The 15,953-nt window shown below is 69.0% G+C and carries 15 protein-coding genes and 1 pseudogene; 6 read left to right on the top strand and 10 right to left on the bottom strand.

Annotation, left to right across the window (positions count from 1 at the left end; translation table 11 throughout):
- Positions 1-480: 480 nt before the first annotated feature.
- Positions 481-1,416 (bottom strand): DNA-processing protein DprA, encoded by a 936-nt coding sequence (locus tag FHR84_RS20595; RefSeq protein WP_179537200.1) that lies wholly within the window; start codon positions 1,414-1,416, stop codon positions 481-483.
- A 577-nt stretch (positions 1,417-1,993) separates the two neighbouring features.
- Here FHR84_RS20595 and FHR84_RS20590 point away from each other — a divergent pair.
- The 3 genes from FHR84_RS20590 (at position 1,994) to FHR84_RS20580 (ending at position 4,737) form a co-directional block, all read left to right on the top strand.
- Positions 1,994-2,653 carry a DUF1326 domain-containing protein gene (locus FHR84_RS20590; protein WP_179537199.1) on the top strand — a complete coding sequence of 220 codons (660 nt, stop codon included), beginning with the start codon at positions 1,994-1,996 and terminating at the stop codon, positions 2,651-2,653.
- Entirely contained in the window at positions 2,650-3,459 is an 810-nt protein-coding gene (locus FHR84_RS20585) for a copper chaperone (protein ID WP_218863546.1), read from the top strand. The genes FHR84_RS20590 and FHR84_RS20585 overlap by 4 nt, the downstream gene beginning before the upstream one ends.
- 123 nt (positions 3,460-3,582) lie before the next feature.
- Positions 3,583-4,737 (top strand): nucleotide disphospho-sugar-binding domain-containing protein, encoded by a 1,155-nt coding sequence (locus FHR84_RS20580; RefSeq protein ID WP_179537197.1) that lies wholly within the window; start codon positions 3,583-3,585, stop codon positions 4,735-4,737.
- A gap of 299 nt (positions 4,738-5,036) precedes the next feature.
- On the opposite strand, the gene FHR84_RS20575 is transcribed toward FHR84_RS20580, so the two are convergent.
- Positions 5,037-6,215 (bottom strand): metallophosphoesterase family protein, encoded by a 1,179-nt coding sequence (locus FHR84_RS20575; RefSeq protein ID WP_179537196.1) that lies wholly within the window; start codon positions 6,213-6,215, stop codon positions 5,037-5,039.
- A 267-nt stretch (positions 6,216-6,482) separates the two neighbouring features.
- Here FHR84_RS20575 and FHR84_RS20570 point away from each other — a divergent pair, with 267 nt between their 5' ends.
- The gene (locus FHR84_RS20570; RefSeq protein WP_179537195.1) at positions 6,483-8,327 is read left to right on the top strand and encodes a glycoside hydrolase family 9 protein; all 1,845 of its coding nucleotides are present in this window, start codon (positions 6,483-6,485) and stop codon (positions 8,325-8,327) included.
- 196 nt (positions 8,328-8,523) lie between these two features.
- Here FHR84_RS20570 and FHR84_RS20565 read toward each other — a convergent pair whose 3' ends face one another.
- The 4 genes and pseudogenes from FHR84_RS20565 to FHR84_RS20550 all read right to left on the bottom strand — a co-directional run bounded on the left by FHR84_RS20565 (position 8,524) and on the right by FHR84_RS20550 (position 11,533).
- Positions 8,524-9,492: a bile acid:sodium symporter family protein gene (locus FHR84_RS20565; RefSeq protein ID WP_179537194.1), complete on the bottom strand. Its 969-nt coding sequence runs from the start codon at positions 9,490-9,492 to the stop codon at positions 8,524-8,526.
- Between the two features lie 206 nt (positions 9,493-9,698).
- Positions 9,699-10,454, bottom strand: coding sequence for a GNAT family N-acetyltransferase (locus tag FHR84_RS20560; RefSeq protein WP_179537193.1), 756 nt, complete (start codon positions 10,452-10,454; stop codon positions 9,699-9,701).
- A pseudogene (locus FHR84_RS20555) lies at positions 10,451-10,932 on the bottom strand (DJ-1/PfpI family protein). The gene FHR84_RS20560 and the pseudogene FHR84_RS20555 overlap by 4 nt, the downstream one beginning before the upstream one ends.
- Positions 10,933-10,975: 43 nt before the next feature.
- Positions 10,976-11,533, bottom strand: a complete 558-nt coding sequence (locus tag FHR84_RS20550; protein ID WP_343075360.1) for an AAA family ATPase — start codon at positions 11,531-11,533, stop codon at positions 10,976-10,978.
- A gap of 95 nt (positions 11,534-11,628) precedes the next feature.
- Here FHR84_RS20550 and FHR84_RS20545 point away from each other — a divergent pair, with 95 nt between their 5' ends.
- Both FHR84_RS20545 and FHR84_RS20540 read left to right on the top strand, forming a co-directional pair.
- Complete coding sequence (locus tag FHR84_RS20545) at positions 11,629-12,009, top strand: LapA family protein (RefSeq protein ID WP_179537192.1); 381 nt, start codon at positions 11,629-11,631, stop codon at positions 12,007-12,009.
- Entirely contained in the window at positions 12,009-12,425 is a 417-nt protein-coding gene (locus FHR84_RS20540; RefSeq protein ID WP_179537191.1) for a hypothetical protein, read from the top strand. The genes FHR84_RS20545 and FHR84_RS20540 overlap by 1 nt, the downstream gene beginning before the upstream one ends.
- A gap of 85 nt (positions 12,426-12,510) precedes the next feature.
- On the opposite strand, the gene FHR84_RS20535 is transcribed toward FHR84_RS20540, so the two are convergent.
- The 4 genes from FHR84_RS20535 to FHR84_RS20520 all read right to left on the bottom strand — a co-directional run bounded on the left by FHR84_RS20535 (position 12,511) and on the right by FHR84_RS20520 (position 15,644).
- Entirely contained in the window at positions 12,511-13,482 is a 972-nt protein-coding gene (locus tag FHR84_RS20535) for a mechanosensitive ion channel domain-containing protein (protein ID WP_179537190.1), read from the bottom strand.
- Between the two features lie 231 nt (positions 13,483-13,713).
- Entirely contained in the window at positions 13,714-14,091 is a 378-nt protein-coding gene (gene crcB, locus FHR84_RS20530; RefSeq protein ID WP_179537189.1) for a fluoride efflux transporter CrcB, read from the bottom strand.
- The gene (locus tag FHR84_RS20525) at positions 14,088-14,543 is read right to left on the bottom strand and encodes a fluoride efflux transporter FluC (RefSeq protein ID WP_179537188.1); all 456 of its coding nucleotides are present in this window, start codon (positions 14,541-14,543) and stop codon (positions 14,088-14,090) included. Before FHR84_RS20525 ends, crcB begins: the two co-directional genes overlap by 4 nt.
- A 123-nt stretch (positions 14,544-14,666) precedes the next feature.
- Entirely contained in the window at positions 14,667-15,644 is a 978-nt protein-coding gene (locus tag FHR84_RS20520) for a CPBP family intramembrane glutamic endopeptidase (protein WP_179537187.1), read from the bottom strand.
- Positions 15,645-15,953 lie beyond the last annotated feature (309 nt).

Genomic DNA, 15,953 nt, shown 5'->3' with positions numbered 1-15,953 from the left:
CCAGTCGGTTCTCGGACCGATTACGAAAAGCCACATGACGTGCCAGCTCGGCAACAGGATGTTCCGCTCCCGGCCTGTTCCTGGAAGGAACGAAAGTCACCGAATCCCAGATTCGTCCCGCTGATTCGGCAACGCACCGAGCGTGAATACGGGTGGCGGCCAAAACCATCAGCCGCAGATCGTTGAGGCACCTCTCCACCGGTGACCAGGGCCACTTGTACGCTCGCACGGTGTGCGCCGACTGGTGCTGCGTCCGTGGTTGCTGACCACGGACATACGTCAGCAGCAGCACCCGATCCGCCAGCCGGTCACCGAACTCCGCACGATGCCCGGCACACCTGGAACAAACATCCTCGTTGGAGGAAACCGGTCCAGCACACACCAGACAGGTCACACCGTGGATCTTCCTCGTATTGTGGAAGAACCCGCCCACCCGACGGGTCAGTTGCCGCCGTAGCTCCGTCCGAATTTCCTCGTCAGTCACGACGTGGCCAAGGCGAGCAGCCGTGAGACCTCCCGTTCACCACTGGCCAACCGTTCCGCGACACCGACGGCCTCCTCCGGAGTGTCGACGACGAAGACACCGGGCTGCGCGCACAGCTGCGCCCCCCAGTCGGTCCCTCTTGCCACAGGCTTCATCAGAATCACCGGACGCCCGTGCTCGACAGCCATCCGCGCCTGAATTCGTGCCCCACTGTGTTCGCCCGCCTCGACGACGATCGTGGCGACGCCGTAGGCACTCATCGTCGCGTTTCTCATCGGGAAGCTCTGCTTGGTCGGAGGTGAGTCGGGCCAGAACTGGGACAGCACGAGCCCCTCCCGAGCGATCCGTTCCTGCAACTCCCGGTTCGCCGCGGGATAGACCCGACGAATACCGCTTCCGAGGATCGCTACCGTTCGGCCACCGCTGTCGAGCGCGGCAGTGTGCGCTGCGGTATCGATTCCGCTCGCCAGCCCCGAAAGCACCGTGAAACCCGCACCCGACAGTCTGCGGGCAACATCGGCGGTAATCGCACGAGCGTATTCCGAAGCCGCACGGGAGCCCACTACCGAAACCGCGCTCTCGTCAGGAACGAGCTTTCCACGAGCGAAGACGAACGGGGGAACCTGATTCACCTCGAGAAGACGGGGTGGGTAGTGCTCGTCCTGAAAAGTGAGGAAATCGAAGTCCTCATCACGCCAGGAGGCGACGTCCTCCAACGCCCGTTCGAGCCCTCCGTCCGGAGGGCGCTCCGACGAGGTCACCTCGAACAAGGCAACATCCCCGGGAGAAAGAGTCCCGAAACGCTCCCGAACAGCACGCGCACTACCGGCTTCGGCCACCTCGGAAGTGATCGTCGGCCACGACATCCCTTCCGGGCGCGCCCGCAACAGGGCCACCAATGCCGCTCGTTCCTCGTCGTTCCAGGAGCTCATACCCGAAAGCCTAGGAGATGTGAGAGCGCGCGGCCCTTCCCAGGGGCCCACCGAACCGGGTGAAGCACTGCGCATGGACACCTCCCGAGCCTTCGAACACGGACCTCAACCACCCCGGAAACAGAGTATCGAACACGGGTTCGACAAGCTAGGCGAGACAACGCCGTGCCAGAGGACGCAGCATCGCTCCCCGTTTTTCCTCCCCGGTGGCGCCCCCACCTCGACCCCAGGGGCAAACCTCCTCCGGAAAAGTACCGAAAGCGGCATCCGGCACCTGGCTCGCCAACAACCCGCGCTGGCAACGACGCCAGCACGCCGCCAGCGGCACCACCCTCATCGGGCTCGGCGGAGCTCTCGCCCTGTCACAGCAGTGAGAACGGCCGGAGACGTGGTGCGGTACGACTCCGTGCAGCACGGAATCACGAACGTATTTCACGCATTGAGCTCGGCCGCGCGTGCCGAGCCGGCTGATCCGATTCGCTCGGGAAACGGCGCGCACCGCGTATTGACACCCGCGCTCGCCGGGAGCGGAGACTGAGACGGAAGTAGCCCACCACGACGGACGACGAGGTGGATCATGACTACTCCGACCGCCCTGAGTTGGCACCTCGACGGCGTCTGGTTCGACGCCTGCAAGTGCGCCATCCCCTGCCCCTGCGCTTTCGCCCAGCCCCCGACGTACGGGGACTGCAGCGGCATCCTCGTCTGGCACGTTCGCACCGGAACCTACGGCGAGACCGGGCTGAACGGACTCAGCGTCGTGATGCTCACCTCCTTCGTCGGAAACGTGTGGGACGGCGACCACACGGACCCGTACGCCGCCGTGTTCATCGACGAACGCGCCGACGAGGACCAGCGGCAGGCCCTGCGGACGATCTTCGGAGGCGAGGCGGGAGGCTGGCCCGCACGGTTCGGGGCGATGTTCCGGCCCGAGATCCTCGGCATGGAGTTCGCCCCCATCGAGGCCTCGTTCGAGGAGAACTTCGCGCGGTGGAACGTGCGGATACCCGGTAAGGCCGAAGCGGCCGTGGAAGCCCTGACCGGTCCCACCACCTCCGAGGGGAGCCGAGTGGAGGTCCACAACCTGCCCGGCGCGGAGGTCGGGCCGGGACAACCACCGGCTGTTTGGGGCAGAGCCGTCACGGACCGGACCGACGCGTTCGGGTTCCGATGGGACCGGTCCGGTTACTCCAGCAAGCTCATCCCCTTCGAATGGTCCGGACCGGATGCGCCGTGACGAATCGAGTCGCGTCGCGTGGGATCCCGCGGCCCGGCACGTGGTCGCGGACCGAACTCCTGCTGGCGGCCGCGCTGCTCACGCTCACCGTGCTGGCCTGGCTGCTGACTCACAGCCTGGCCACCCCCGGCATGCGGTTGGGAATCCTGACCGGGACGCGGCCGATGACCCCGCCCGGTATCGAGTGGGCACGAGCGGGATTCTTCCTGTTCACATGGATGATCATGATGACCGCGATGATGCTGCCCGGCATCACGCCGTTCACCCTCGGCATGAGCAGGCTGCTGCGGCAACGCCGTGCCGGCACGGGCAGCGTGACGGCGTTGACCTTCGGCTACCTGCTCACCTGGACCCTGACGGGGTTGTTGGCGTACGCGTGCCTGCTGGCCTTCGACTCTCTGGCCACGGCCGGTAGCACCACGGCGGCCCGCTGGGGAGCGATCGTGCTGCTGATCGCGGGGCTGTTCCAGTTCACCCGGCTGAAGCAGTGGTGCCTGGCGCACTGCCGCTCACCGATGGCCCTGCTGGTCCAGCACGGTCAACGGGCCGTCCGCAGCCGGCGCGGCGCGCTGCTGGTCGGTTGCGGGCACGGGGCCTACTGCATCGGATGCTGCTGGGCGCTGATGGTCGTGCTGTTGGCGGCCGGGACGATGAGCCTCGTCTGGATGGCGGGTGTCACGGCCGTCATCACCGTCGAGAAGGTTCTGCCGCACGCGAGACGGACCAGTCGCGCGATCGGCGCACTCCTCGCCGGAGCCGGAACCGTCCTGCTCGTGAACCCGGGACTGGTCAGCGCGGTCGCGTAGCTCCGCGCACCTCCCGCTCCGTGGCGGGAAGCACGCGGGAAGGAGGGCACGGCCCCTGCACGAGCACCCGATCTCCTCCGAGACCGCCCCACGCGCGGAACCGGTCCCCTAGGATCTCCGCACGTGCGCCTCCTGTTCACCGCCCTCGCCGCCCACGGGCACACCCGCCCCCTGCTTCCGCTGGCCACCGCCGCACGCGCGGCCGGCCACCAGGTCGACTTCGCCACCGGCCCGGACATGCACCCGACGCTGCGGAAGGCGGGATTCGAACCGCTCACCGCGGGCACCTCGATCCGCGAAGCCGGAGCTCGGACCATCCGCGACCTCTTCGGCACCACACCGGACGACCCCGGACTCACCGGGGAGCGGCTCGCCCGCGTCGGCGCGGAGACCTTCGGAAGGACCCTGCCGCACCGCTTCCTCACCGACCTCGCCCCGTTGCTGGAGCGAACCGCACCGGACGTGGTGGTCCTCGACAGCGCCAACAGCGGAGCCGAGATCGCCGCGCGACTCGCCGGGATCCCCGCGCTGTCCCACGGAATCGGCCCGGACACCCCAGCCGGATTCGAGGAGCACGAGCGGCTGCTGGCCGAATTCAGCGCCGAACTCGGCCTGTCCGCACCGGAACCGGGACGCACGGTCCCCCACCTGGACATCTACCCGCCCTCGCTGCACACCGCGCAAGCGCGGAACGACCACCGCCGCTTCGCGCTGCGTCCGGTCCCGCAACCGGAAAACGCCCCACCACCCGAACGGCTGCTGCACCGTGAGCCCGGGCACGGGCTGGCGTACCTGAGCTTCGGAACCGGCTTCGGCACCGCCGAGCTGCTGCGCGAGACATCGGCGGCACTCGCCCGGCTGCCCCTGCACCTGCTGGTCGCCACCGGCCCCGTGGACCCCGCCGAGCTGGGGGAACAGCCGGACAACGTCACCGTGGAAAGCTGGCTGCCGCAGTCGGAGCTGCTGCCGCACCTGGACCTGATCGTGCACCACGGCGGCAGCGGGACCACCCTCGGAGCGCTGGGCGCGGCCGTCCCCCAGCTGCTGCTGCCCAGGGGAGCCGACCAGTTCGCCAACGCCGAGGCGATCCACGCCTCCGGCGCGGGGGAGAGCCTGCTTCCCGAGCAGCTGGAAACCGAGGCCGTCACCGCAGCGGCGCGACGGCTGCTGGCCGACCCGGCCCCGCGGGAGGTGGCGAACCGCCTGGCCTCCGAGATCGCCGCCATGCCCTCGCCGGAGGAAGTGGTCGGGCGACTGCCGGAACTCGCCGAGCGATAACCCTGCGGACAACCTCCGGTTTCAGGGGTCCTTTCAGTGTGGTTTTTCTTGGCTGGAGCGCTCGGCCAGAGCAGAACGAGGTGCTCCGGCACGTGAGGTGGATGCATCGCAAGGCGGGAGGGCACGTGGCGTAGGTCGCTACTCGAGGTGCCGTCCAACGCAGCAGGGCGCCGCCTCACGCGCCGGAAGCCGGCCACCCGAGCAAGTCGTACTGCAAGGAATCCTTAGGCGAAATCGGAAACAGCCGGGCGGCGTCCCGCCGAGATCCCCCGACAGCGCGCCGCCCGTGCTGATCCGCTTCAGCGCTGCTCCGGCCCCAGCGGCAGCGGAGCCATCGGTTGGTCCTGCGGGCTCATGTCGATGCCGAAGTCCCGGGCGAAGACCATGCGGGTCTCGCGCAGCACCCCGTCCGCGTTCTCGTCCAGGGTGAACACCCTTGCTCCGCGCAGCCGGTGCCTGTCCGCGCCGTCGAGCCCGTACGGCCCGAAACCGGTGCCGGAGGAGTACCCCAGCAGCACCCCGTAGTAGTCGCCCACGTACGAGTTCACGTGGTCGTGTCCGCAGAACACACCCCGCACGTCGCCACGTTCGAGGATCGCGGTGAACATGCCGCTGTTGAACGGCCCCGGGCACTCGGCCTCGTTGCGCTCGCCCTCGATTCCGTGCTTCTCCACCGCGCGGGCGTGGTCCTGCTCGCCGCGCGAGTCCACACCGGCGAACCACATGAACCGGTGTTCCCACAACGGGATGTGCATCCACATCAGCCCCGGAACCCTGCCGCCAGCGGCCCGTTCGAGTTTCCGCGAGGTCTCCGAGTACCACCGGATCTGGTCCGGGCGGACCCACCCCCAGTGCGGGTACCCCTCGAAGTCCTGCCCGGCGATGGTCTCCGGGGCGTAGCGGCCCGAATCGACCAGCCACAGCGCGAAAGCCGCCCGTCCGTCGTGCGAACCGGCCACGGTCAGCACCGCGTCCCCGGTGCCGCTGCCGTCCCGCGGTCCTCGCTCGTTGAGGTTGTGCTCGTAGCTCGTGTAGAACTCCAGCATGTCCTGCTCGGACATGCCGGAGCTCCGCTCGGAGTCCTCGTCGTGGTTGCCGAACGTGATCGCCCACGGCACACCGCGCGACTCCATCGGTGTGACCACGTTGTTGATGGCCTGCTTCACCTGGAGCTCGCTGTCGCAGCCACCGGTGATGACGTCGCCGTTGATCAGCGCGAAGTCCGGCCGCTCGGAGTCGAGGGTGCGTTCCATGAGCTCGACGGTGCGCCGGTCGGTGCGCTCGTCGTCCTGCGTGTCGTTGAACTGCACCACCCGGAAGGTCCCGTCCTCCCGGAAGCGCAGCTTCGGCTCCGGCGCCCCGTCCTCCCGCGCGGTTCCCGCCCGGGCCACCGCCGGGGTCGCCGCTGCCGCGGCGGCCCCCACGCCGGTGGCCCGGAACAACGCACGCCGCCCGATGGGTCCTGTCCGCTCGCTCATACCGCCCCAACCGTTCGGTTCCACCTCGACGTGGAAGCACCGTAGGCGCACCGGGTGACCCCGCGGTGGGTGTTTCACGAACACCGGGTGAAAACCACGAACCCTCCCGGATCCGCCCCGGACGTTCCTCCGGAAGTGCTCGTGCCCCGCCTCCCGAAAGGACCAATCGGGCTCGCGAACGCAGCAAGCCCGGGACCCCGCCCTTGCCAACCCCCTGAGTCCGCCCCCTAACCTCCCGAAAGGTTTAGACCAAAATGGAGGGTGGCCATGTCCACAGACATCGACCGACGCCGTTTCCTCGCGGGATCGGCGGCCGTCAGCGGCGGAACGGCCGTGAGCGCGCTGACCGGAAGCGCCACCGCGGAAACCGCACCCGGACACGGCGGCAGCGGTGGGACGCGGGTGCACGTGAACCAGGTCGGCTACGAACCGCACGCGCCGAAAACCGCCGTGCTCACCGCCGACCACCGCGTGCGCATCGACTGGTGCGTGCTCGTGGACACCGGGACGGGCGAAACCGTCCACCGGACGCGTCCCCACTACGTCGGACCGGTCCACGACTGGGGAGACCGGCACCACTGGACGCTCGACTTCTCCGAGCTCTCCACCGAGGGCGAGTACGTGCTGCGGGCGGGCGCGGGCGGCAGCCCGCACGGCGAATCCGAGCCCTTCACCGTCACCGCGTTCGCGCTGGAACGCGGCACCCTCTCCCACGTGGCGCACTGGTTCAAGGCCACCCGCTGCTCCGGGAGGTTCGACCGGCGGGACCACTCCCTGCCCGTGGGCGAGAACGGCTCGGGCGGGATCGACGCGCACGGCGGCTGGTACGACGCCACCGGGGACTTCGGCAAGCACTTCACCCAGCTCTCACGGCACAGCTACTTCAACACGCTGTCCATCCCGCTGACGGCATGGGGGCTGCTCAAGGCCCACGAGCAGCTCACCGCACGCGACAACGCGGAGTTCACCCAACTGCGGACCTGGTTGTGCGACGAGGGCCTGTACGGCGCCGACTACCTCACCAGGGTGAAACGTCCGGAGGGGACGTTCTGCCACTCGGTCATGCAGCCCGGTCCGCCAAAGGACCCGGCGCTGCGCTACCTGAGAGCCGTCGAGCAGGACGGCGAACGCCTGGTCCGCCAGGTCAACCACCGCGAGGGCGCCGGTGTGGCGATCGCGGCGCTGGCGCTGGCCTCCACCCTCGAGCCCTCCGGGGAGCACTCCCCGGAGGAGTACCTGCGCACCGCCGAGAACGCCTTCGCCCACCTGCGGCGGCACAACACCGAGATGACCAACGACGGGGCCGAGAACATCCAGGACGACTACAACGCCCTGGTAGCCGCGGTGGAACTGCACAAGGCCACCGGTGACAGCACCTACCGCGCGGCCGCCGACGAGCGGGCCGACAACCTGCTGAACCGGCTGGCCTCCTGGCGCGGCCACCGGGACTACTGGCGCGCCGACGACGGGGACCGACCGTACTTCCACCCCTCCGACGCGGGCCTTCCCGTGGTGAGCCTGCTGACCTATCTGGACATCGCCGGCCCCGCGCGGGCCGAACGGGTGCTGGACGTGGTGCGCAGGTCGCTGTCCTTCGAACTACGGGTCACCTCGGAAGTGACCAACCCCTACGGCTACGCGCGCGAACTGGTCCAGGACGGCACGGGGCACCGGCACACCTCGTTCTTCTTCCCGCACGACGTGACCCCGCGAGCCGAGGACCGGTGGTGGCAGGGCGAGAACGCCCGGATCGCCTCGCTGGCCACCGCGGCCCGGCTGGCGGCCAGAAGGTTCGACGGGGAGTTCGCCGCCGGGCTGCGCCGCTACGCGGCCGACCAGCTCAACTGGATCCTCGGGCTCAACCCGTTCGAGGTGTGCATGCTCGGCGGCAGCGGCAGGAACAACCCCCGGTACATGTGGTTGGACTCCTGGCAGTTCCTGAACACGGCCGGCGGGATCGCCAACGGCATCACCGGAAGGAACCGGGACGGTTCGGGGATCCTGTGGAACCGCGGTTACTCCGAGACCGGCGAGGACTGGGACTGGCGCTGGACGGAGCAGTGGCTGCCGCACGCCACCTGGTACCTGTACGCCGTCAGCGCCGGAGGCTGACCCGACCCCGGGCTCCCGGAGGATCCGTTCCGGCGTTTCCCGGGAGCCCGCGGCGATGGTCGGTCCTTCACCGGATCACGGAGCTCTCCGGCTGAGCTGCCGGGCGGGTCGGGGTTTCTCCTCCGGCGCAGGCAGCGCCGAAACACGCTTCCCGGACGGCCGGGACCGCCTCCGGGGAGAAGCCGAGCAGCGGGGATCAGCTCCGCGCGGAGCTAGCCGCTCCGGCGGAGTCCTGCTCCCCCGCCGGGCGCCGCGACCAGAACGAGGCCACGATCGCGCCGGACAGGTTGTGCCACACCGAGAACAGTGCCGCGGGCAGCGCGGCCAGCGGGGTGAAGTGCGTGGTGGCCAGGCTCGCCGCGAGACCGGAGTTCTGCATCCCCACTTCCACGCTGATCGCGCGTCTGGCCGGTTCCGCCACGCCGGCCAGCCTGGCCGCGCCGTAACCGAGCAGCAGCCCGCAGGCGTTGTGCAGCACCACGGCCAGCAACAGCAGCACACCGACCGAGGCCAACGTGCTCGCGTTGCCCCCGACGACGGCCGCCACCACGACCACGATCCCGGTGACCGAGACCAGCGGCAGCAGCGGCAGCACGCGTTCGACCCAGCGGGTCAGCAACGCGCGGACCACGATCCCGAGCACCACGGGCACCAGCACGACCTTGACGATGCTGGAGAACAGTCCGACCGCGTCCACGGGGAGGCTCGACCCGGCCAGCCACAGCACCAGCAACGGGGTGAGCAGCGGCGCGAGCAGGGTGGAAACCGAGGTCATGGCCACGGAGAGGGCGACGTGCCCCCGCGAGAGGTAAACGACCACGTTGGACGCCGTGCCTCCCGGTGTCGCCCCGACCAGCACCATGCCCGCCAGCAGCGCCGCGGAGAAGCCGAACAGGGTGCCGATCCCCCAGCCCAGCAGCGGCATCAGCACGTACTGAGCGACCAGCCCGGCCAGCACCGCCTGCGGATGCCGCAGCACCAGCGCGAAATCGGCGGTGCGCAGGGTCAGCCCCATACCGAACATGATCACCCCCAGCAGCGGGGTGATGGCCGGGGAAAGCGCGCTCGTCGCCGTCGGGAACAGCAGGCCCACGAGTCCGCCCAGCAGCACCAGCAGCGCGAACCAGCGGCCGATGAGATCCGCGGCCCGACGTAACGCGCCCATGTGGTCGAAACCTCCTCGAACGAGTCGCGTCCCGGACGAGCCGGGACACCTCCGGTCGTACTCGAACGTTCCTAACAGGGGTTTCCCAGGATGTAAACGCTGTTCCTGGAATGCGGACCCAACTGCGAGCTTCGACACCCCGAGTGCTCACGTACCGCGAGAGCAGCACCACACGCCGCTACGGACCCTCCGGGCGGAAGCCGCCGTCACTCGGGTGACCGGCGGTAGTGGTAGCGGTGGGACAGGCCGAAACCACGCCTCCGGTACAGCGCCAGGGCCGCCGGGGTCGACTCCTCGACCTGCAACCACGCGGTGCGCGCACCCCGTCGCGTTCCCCACTCGAGCAGCCGCCGCAACACGGCCGAGGCGATTCCGCCGCCACGGCGGCCCGGAGCCGTCCACATGCCGAAAATCCCCAACAGACCGCTGTCGAACACGGCCGCGCCGAACCCGAGCGGATCTCCCGGCTCCCCGGCCCTGGCGAAAACCGTCGTGGGCGCGATCCGGTCAACGGTGCGCCGCACGGCGGCGACCTCGCCCCGCGCCGCCGTGTACTCGGCCCACAGCGGATCACGCGCGTTCAGCACCACCCGGCACTCCGCCCTCCGGCTCGAACCACGCCACGCCCTGCCGAACAGCTCGGCGCACAGCACCAGCGTGGGAGCTTCCGCCGCATACCCGCGAAGGGCCAGCTCGGAATCCAACCCACCGTGCCGATGAGCGGGCGTGACCCGCACGAGCACCGGGGTGCCACGACAGCGGTAGAACTCCTCCACCGCCGAGAGGCCGTGAGCGGCCCCGCCGCCGAACGGCGGCACGGCGCTGTTCCCACGTCGCCGGGAGCAGTGCTCCGTGGCGCGCAGCAACCACCCGGACTCGGACCGGACGGTCTCCGCGGGCCACGCGCGCGCAGCGCAACGCTCGATCAGACGTTCCCGCTCCACCTGCGCCGGCCCCGTCACACCGGAGGGCGCGGGTCGTACTGGATCCCGGCGCGCACCTCGGCGGCACGCTCGAACGAGGCCAGCCTGCCGACTAGGTGCAGGGCCGTGTCGATGCCCGCCGACACCCCCGCCGCGGTGATCACGTCCCCGTCGTCGACGAAACGCTGCTCGCCGCGGACATCGACACTCGGATCCAGCTCGGCCGGCCGGTCCGGCTGCGCCTCGTCCTCCGGCATCGGCAACGTGCCGCGACCGCCCGGATGAACCAGCACGTCCCAGGCCGGAGCGTCCGCGAAGGAGTGATCCGCCTCGACCGTCAACCCCTTGGCGCAGCGCACCGGCCCACCGTCCGCGGAGAAGGTGGAGACGGCACGGCCGTCCTCCGGGAAATTGCCGGTCCAGTGGGCGAGCACCTCCCACGGCCCGACCGCGTCCAGCTCCCCACGTCGGGAAACAGGAAAACACCGATGTGCGCGACCTCGTGCGACGACCCCATGCCCGCATCCAAGCACAACCACTGCCGACGGGTCCGCCCGTTTTCACGAACACCCGCCCGCTGCCAACGTCTCCCGCACGAAGCGCACCCGCCCGTCCACATCGCAGCACGGCAACAGGACCGGTTCGTAGCCGTACTCGACATAGGCGTCGACCACCGCCCGGCACGTGCGCCGCGCCTCCTCCGGAGACTGGGCGCGCTGGTCGTCGAGCCGGTAGATCTCCGGCCAGAACGGAGCGACGAACACCAGGCGGTGGTAGCGCGACCGTGCGGCCGCGGATTCCAGGTGCCGCGGCACCGGAAGATCCACGACGCGCAGGAACCCGACGATGTCCGGGATCCCCCTGTCACAGAACACCGGCGGACGCGCACGGAGAGCGCCCTCGTACGAGGCCAGCTCCCGGCTGAGCATGAGTTCGGCGAACAGCTCGGGGTCTTCCCAGGGCACTCCCCTGCCACCTATGCTGCTCTGCTCCCGGATGACGCGGCGCCCGGCCTCGGGAACGCACGCGTACCCGCTCGACGCCAGCCGTTCGATCAACGTGCTCTTGCCCGCACCCGGGCCTCCGGTCAACACCACCGGTTCGATGGGCGGCTTCACCACGGGACTCCTTCCCCGGCCACACGAACACCCACCGAACACGCGGAGCGAGGATCACCGCACGCTCGGTGAAAGCGACCGGTCACAATGGGCACATGTCCGAAAAAACACGAGGATGGTCCGACGACGGGGAGAACGGGCAGCACGAGCCGGAAGTGCGTCCACCGGGCGACGGGGAAAGCAGTGTCCGCGGAGGAACGGAAGCGCGGAAGGAACAGAGTCACACCCGGACGGCGGGGACCTGGGCCGCCGTTGTCGTCGCGACGATCGCCCTCATAATCCTGCTGATCTTCATTCTACAGAACCTGCAGGCAGTGACGGTCACCTTCCTCGGGGTGCGCGGAGCGCTGCCCCTCGGAGTGGCCCTGCTGTTCGCAGCGGCCATCGGCGGACTGCTCGTCGCCCTGGTCGGAGCCGCCCGGATCATGCAGCTGCGCAGGAGCGGCAAGCGCAAGAAACGCGGAAAGGTGTCGTGATGACCGGTCCGAACAGCGGGTCGACCTTCGGGCAGCTGCACTGGCTCACCATCGCCGTGCTCGCCGTGGTGGGACTCCTCCAACCGGCGCTGGGGATGCTCGGGGTCTACAGGACGCTCGGCAGGCCGTGGACCCCGTTGGTGGTGGCGGCTCTGATAGCGGTGTGCTGGGTGGCGACGGTGGTGGTTCGCCGCGTCCCGCATCCACTGCTCACGCTCGTGATCACCGGGGGCGGCTACGGGGTCCTCGCGGTGGTGCTCAACCGCGCCGTGTCGGCCTTCGCCGGGGTGGGCCAGATCTCCATGCCCGCGGGGAACATGGTCAGCATCGTGTTGAGCAACATCATCTGGGGAGCTCTGCTCGGGCTGATCGCACTGGGAATCCTGCGGATCAACAGGACCCGTGACCGGAGCTGACCCGAGAGCGCCGGTCGCGGCGTCCGCCCCGGCCCGACCGTCGGAGGACGGCCGGGCCCGCGGGGAGGACACGTCCGACTCCGAATCAGCCCTGCTTGGCCGCACCGACCCCGTTACCGGGCAGCAGCGGGTACGCGACCCGCACCCCTTCGGAGTCGAAACGGCTCTTGAGCCGGCCACGCAGCGCACGTCCCAGCGCCCACTGCTCGCCCGGCTTGACCTTGACGATGATGCGCACGGTCACCGAACCGTTGCCGATGCCGATGACGCCGCTCAGATCGGGCTTCTCCAGAATCCTGGACTTGAACTCGTCCTCGGCCGCGAAATCGTCGATGGCCGATTCGATCACACGTTCGGCGTGGGCGATGTCGACGCTGTAATCCAGCGGAATCTCCACGACCGCGTTCGCCCAGTCCTGGTTCATGTTGCACACGCGCATGATCTCGCCGTTGCGGACGTACCACAGCCCGCCGTTGAGATCGCGGATCTTCGTGATCCGCAGGGTCACCGATTCCACGGTTCCGACCGCGTCACCGGTGTCGACCACGTCCCCCACGCCGTACTGGTCCTCGATCATCATGAAGATGCCGGACAGGAAGTCCTGCACCAGGCTCTGCGCGCCGAAACCGATCGCCAGTCCGAGCACACCGGCGCTGGCCAGGATCGGACCGAGATTGATCCCGAACTCTCCGAGGATCATCACGAAGGCGACACCGAAGATGACCGAGGAAGCCACGCTGCGCAGCACCGAACCGATGGTCTGCGCGCGCTGCTGCTGGCGCTGGCCAGCGCTCTCGGAGCTGTTCGACTGGCGGGTCACCAGGTTCCCCGCCTTGGACGTGGCCTGGTTGAGCCGCTGGTGCGAGCTCACCATCCGCCGGACACCGTGGGTGATCACCCGCCCCGTCACGGCGCGGAACACCACGGCCACGAGCAGGATGATGAGAACGTTGATGAATCCGGACACGAAGGCGCCCGAGTTCTCGGTGAACCAGTTCACCACTGGGTCGGCCACACTCGCGGCGGAAGCCTCGGCGAGATGTGTCGTGGAATTCACGGCGGTTTGCAACGAGTTTACCTTTCTCGAAGGGTACGACCGGCTCCGATCGCCTACCGGCGGACGCGCTCCACACGCACCGCGCATTGAACGACTTTCACGATCGAGCGGCGTTCATCCTGTCAAGGACGTCAGAAAGTCGCAAAGCGCTCCCCGAAACGGACCAGCCGAGAGCTCGCGGATTCTCCGTTTCCGGTCGGCTCGGTGATCGGATCCGGGTCGGAAAAGCAATCACCCCTGGAGGAGAAAGGCCAGCCCGAACCCGATCCCACCGGCCACGAGTCCCCCCAGAACCGTGACCAGCACGTTCAACACCGCCGGCGAACGCGCTCCCCCGGAGCAGAGCCGGACCGTGTCCATGCCGAAGGTGCTGAAGGTGGTCAACGCCCCGCACAACCCCGTGACGAGCAGCGTACGCACCCACGAGGGGCTGAATCCCCCGAACGCGGCCCACCCCGTCACCAGGGCCATCAGGAACGACCCGAGAAGATTGACCGCCGGCGTGGCCCACGGGAACGCTCCCCGGTTGAAGCGCCGCACCGCGTGGTCGATCCCGTAACGCGCCAGCGCCCCGCAAGCCCCGCCCATCGCGACCAGCAACGACGTCACGACTGCTCGGCCCTCTCCGCACTCCCCGTCGCCTGCCGCGCGATCGCCCGAACCGAGGCCGCTCCGCACCCCACGGACACCACACCGAGCGCGACGGTTCCGAAGAGGTAGAACGTCGCCTGGACGGGACGTTGCGCGGCCAGCAGGCCGCCCACGTCGGCGACGCAGGTGGAGAACGTGGTGAAGCCGCCCAGCACACCGACTCCCACGAACGGACGCACCAGCCGGTGCGGGTCACCGATCTCCTCGAGCAGCACCGTGACCGCCCCGATGATCAAACAGCCCACCACGTTGACCACCAGGGTGCTCCAGGGAAACCCCGCGCCGCCCCGATCGATCCACGGCGATACGCCGTAACGGGCCACGGAACCCAGCGCGCCGCCCAGCGCCACGGCGAGAACCGCCGCCCACGGGAAGCGCCGTCGCGCTCGAACTCGAAAAACACCGGACAACAGTCCTCCCCACCCGGAATCCCTCGTACGGGTAGGGACCGTCGGCGAACAGCTTCGCGGTTTTCTCCCGGCGAGCCCCACCGCCGGAGTCCGTCGCGCACGAACCGCGACCAGGATAACGCATCACTTCCGCGACGCTCCGCCCAGTGAACCGGGACGGGGAGGTCCGGTCAATCCGCTACGCAGGAAGACACGCACCACGACCACCAGGCAGCACGCGAGCACCAGGGTGGTGATCAGACCACCCTCCAGCCCGAAATCACCCCCGGTGAGCAACGTCGAACCCGTCGACGCGGGGTCCGTCTGGAACAGGGTGGTGGTCAGCGTCATGCCGGAGACCTCGATGCCGTAGACGTTGCCCTGGCACCAGTTCCACACCGCGTGAAAAGCGCACACTCCCCACAGGCCGCCCTCCGCCAACGCCCAGAAAACCAGCACCAGGGAGATCAGCAGCAGGTTGACCAGCGGGAGCAGCCCGAACCCCGTGTTGAGCCCGTGCAGCAGGGTGAAAACCACGGCCTGGGCGCAGACAGCCGCGCCCAGGCCCCACTTCCGCCAGGTGACCTGGACCAGATAGCCCCGCACGAGGATCTCCTCGCTGCCCGCCTGCACGGCGAATCCCAGCAGTGCCGGAACCACCAGCGCCGCTCCCACCGAATGGAGGACCTCCCGCTCGAGGACGAGTTGGCCGGTGACCACACCGAGGAGCACGAGCAACGTCACCGCGACCAGGGCCACGACAGCCCCGAGCAGCAGGGATCGGACCACGCCCCGCACCGGTGGAAAGCCCACGCTGGAGAAAGGACGGCGCTCCTTGCCGGTCAACCACGCGCCGAGAGCCAGAACCCCGGCCAGAAAACCTCCGGTCAGCGCGAGCTGCGCCGGCAGATCCAACCGGACGGCACCTCCCCGGAAGGCCTCGCCCGAACCGAGGAGCACCGCGAGAAGGCCGAGAGCACTGGCCAACTGTCCAACCAGGAAGCACAACAGCAGAACGGCAGTGCCCGTTGCGGGGCCGGTCGGAGAGCTCGCCCGGAGAATCCCGTGCGGCACCGGGGAACGGGACTCTCCGGTCCCGTGTTCCACACGCTGTTCGATCATCACGCACCGATCCGTGGCACATCGAAACGCGGAGGGGCGTCCTCACCGGCCCCGAACTCCTTTGACCCGAACTCCTTCTTGTAGGTAGTGGCGGGTCGTGTGCGGGGAACATACCGTCCGGCAAGGTCCGGCCGCATCACGCAGGGGCACCGCGAGCCCCATCGGGGGATCGGTGTACTACGGGCTCCTGCGAGGGCTCCGCGGTCCGCGGCGGAGAGCGGGTGTGTGTTGTGCTGTGTTGTGAGAGATGAGTATGGCCCGGCCCCCTTGTGGTGGGGGCCGGGCTTGGGGGGGTTGGGTCGGCGGTGT

It is taken from the genome of Actinopolyspora biskrensis (assembly GCF_013408175.1).
GTDB classification, from domain to species: domain Bacteria; phylum Actinomycetota; class Actinomycetes; order Mycobacteriales; family Pseudonocardiaceae; genus Actinopolyspora; species Actinopolyspora biskrensis.
The sequence above is the reverse complement of the archived record's forward strand: the minus strand, read 5'-3'. Positions and strand labels throughout refer to the sequence as shown.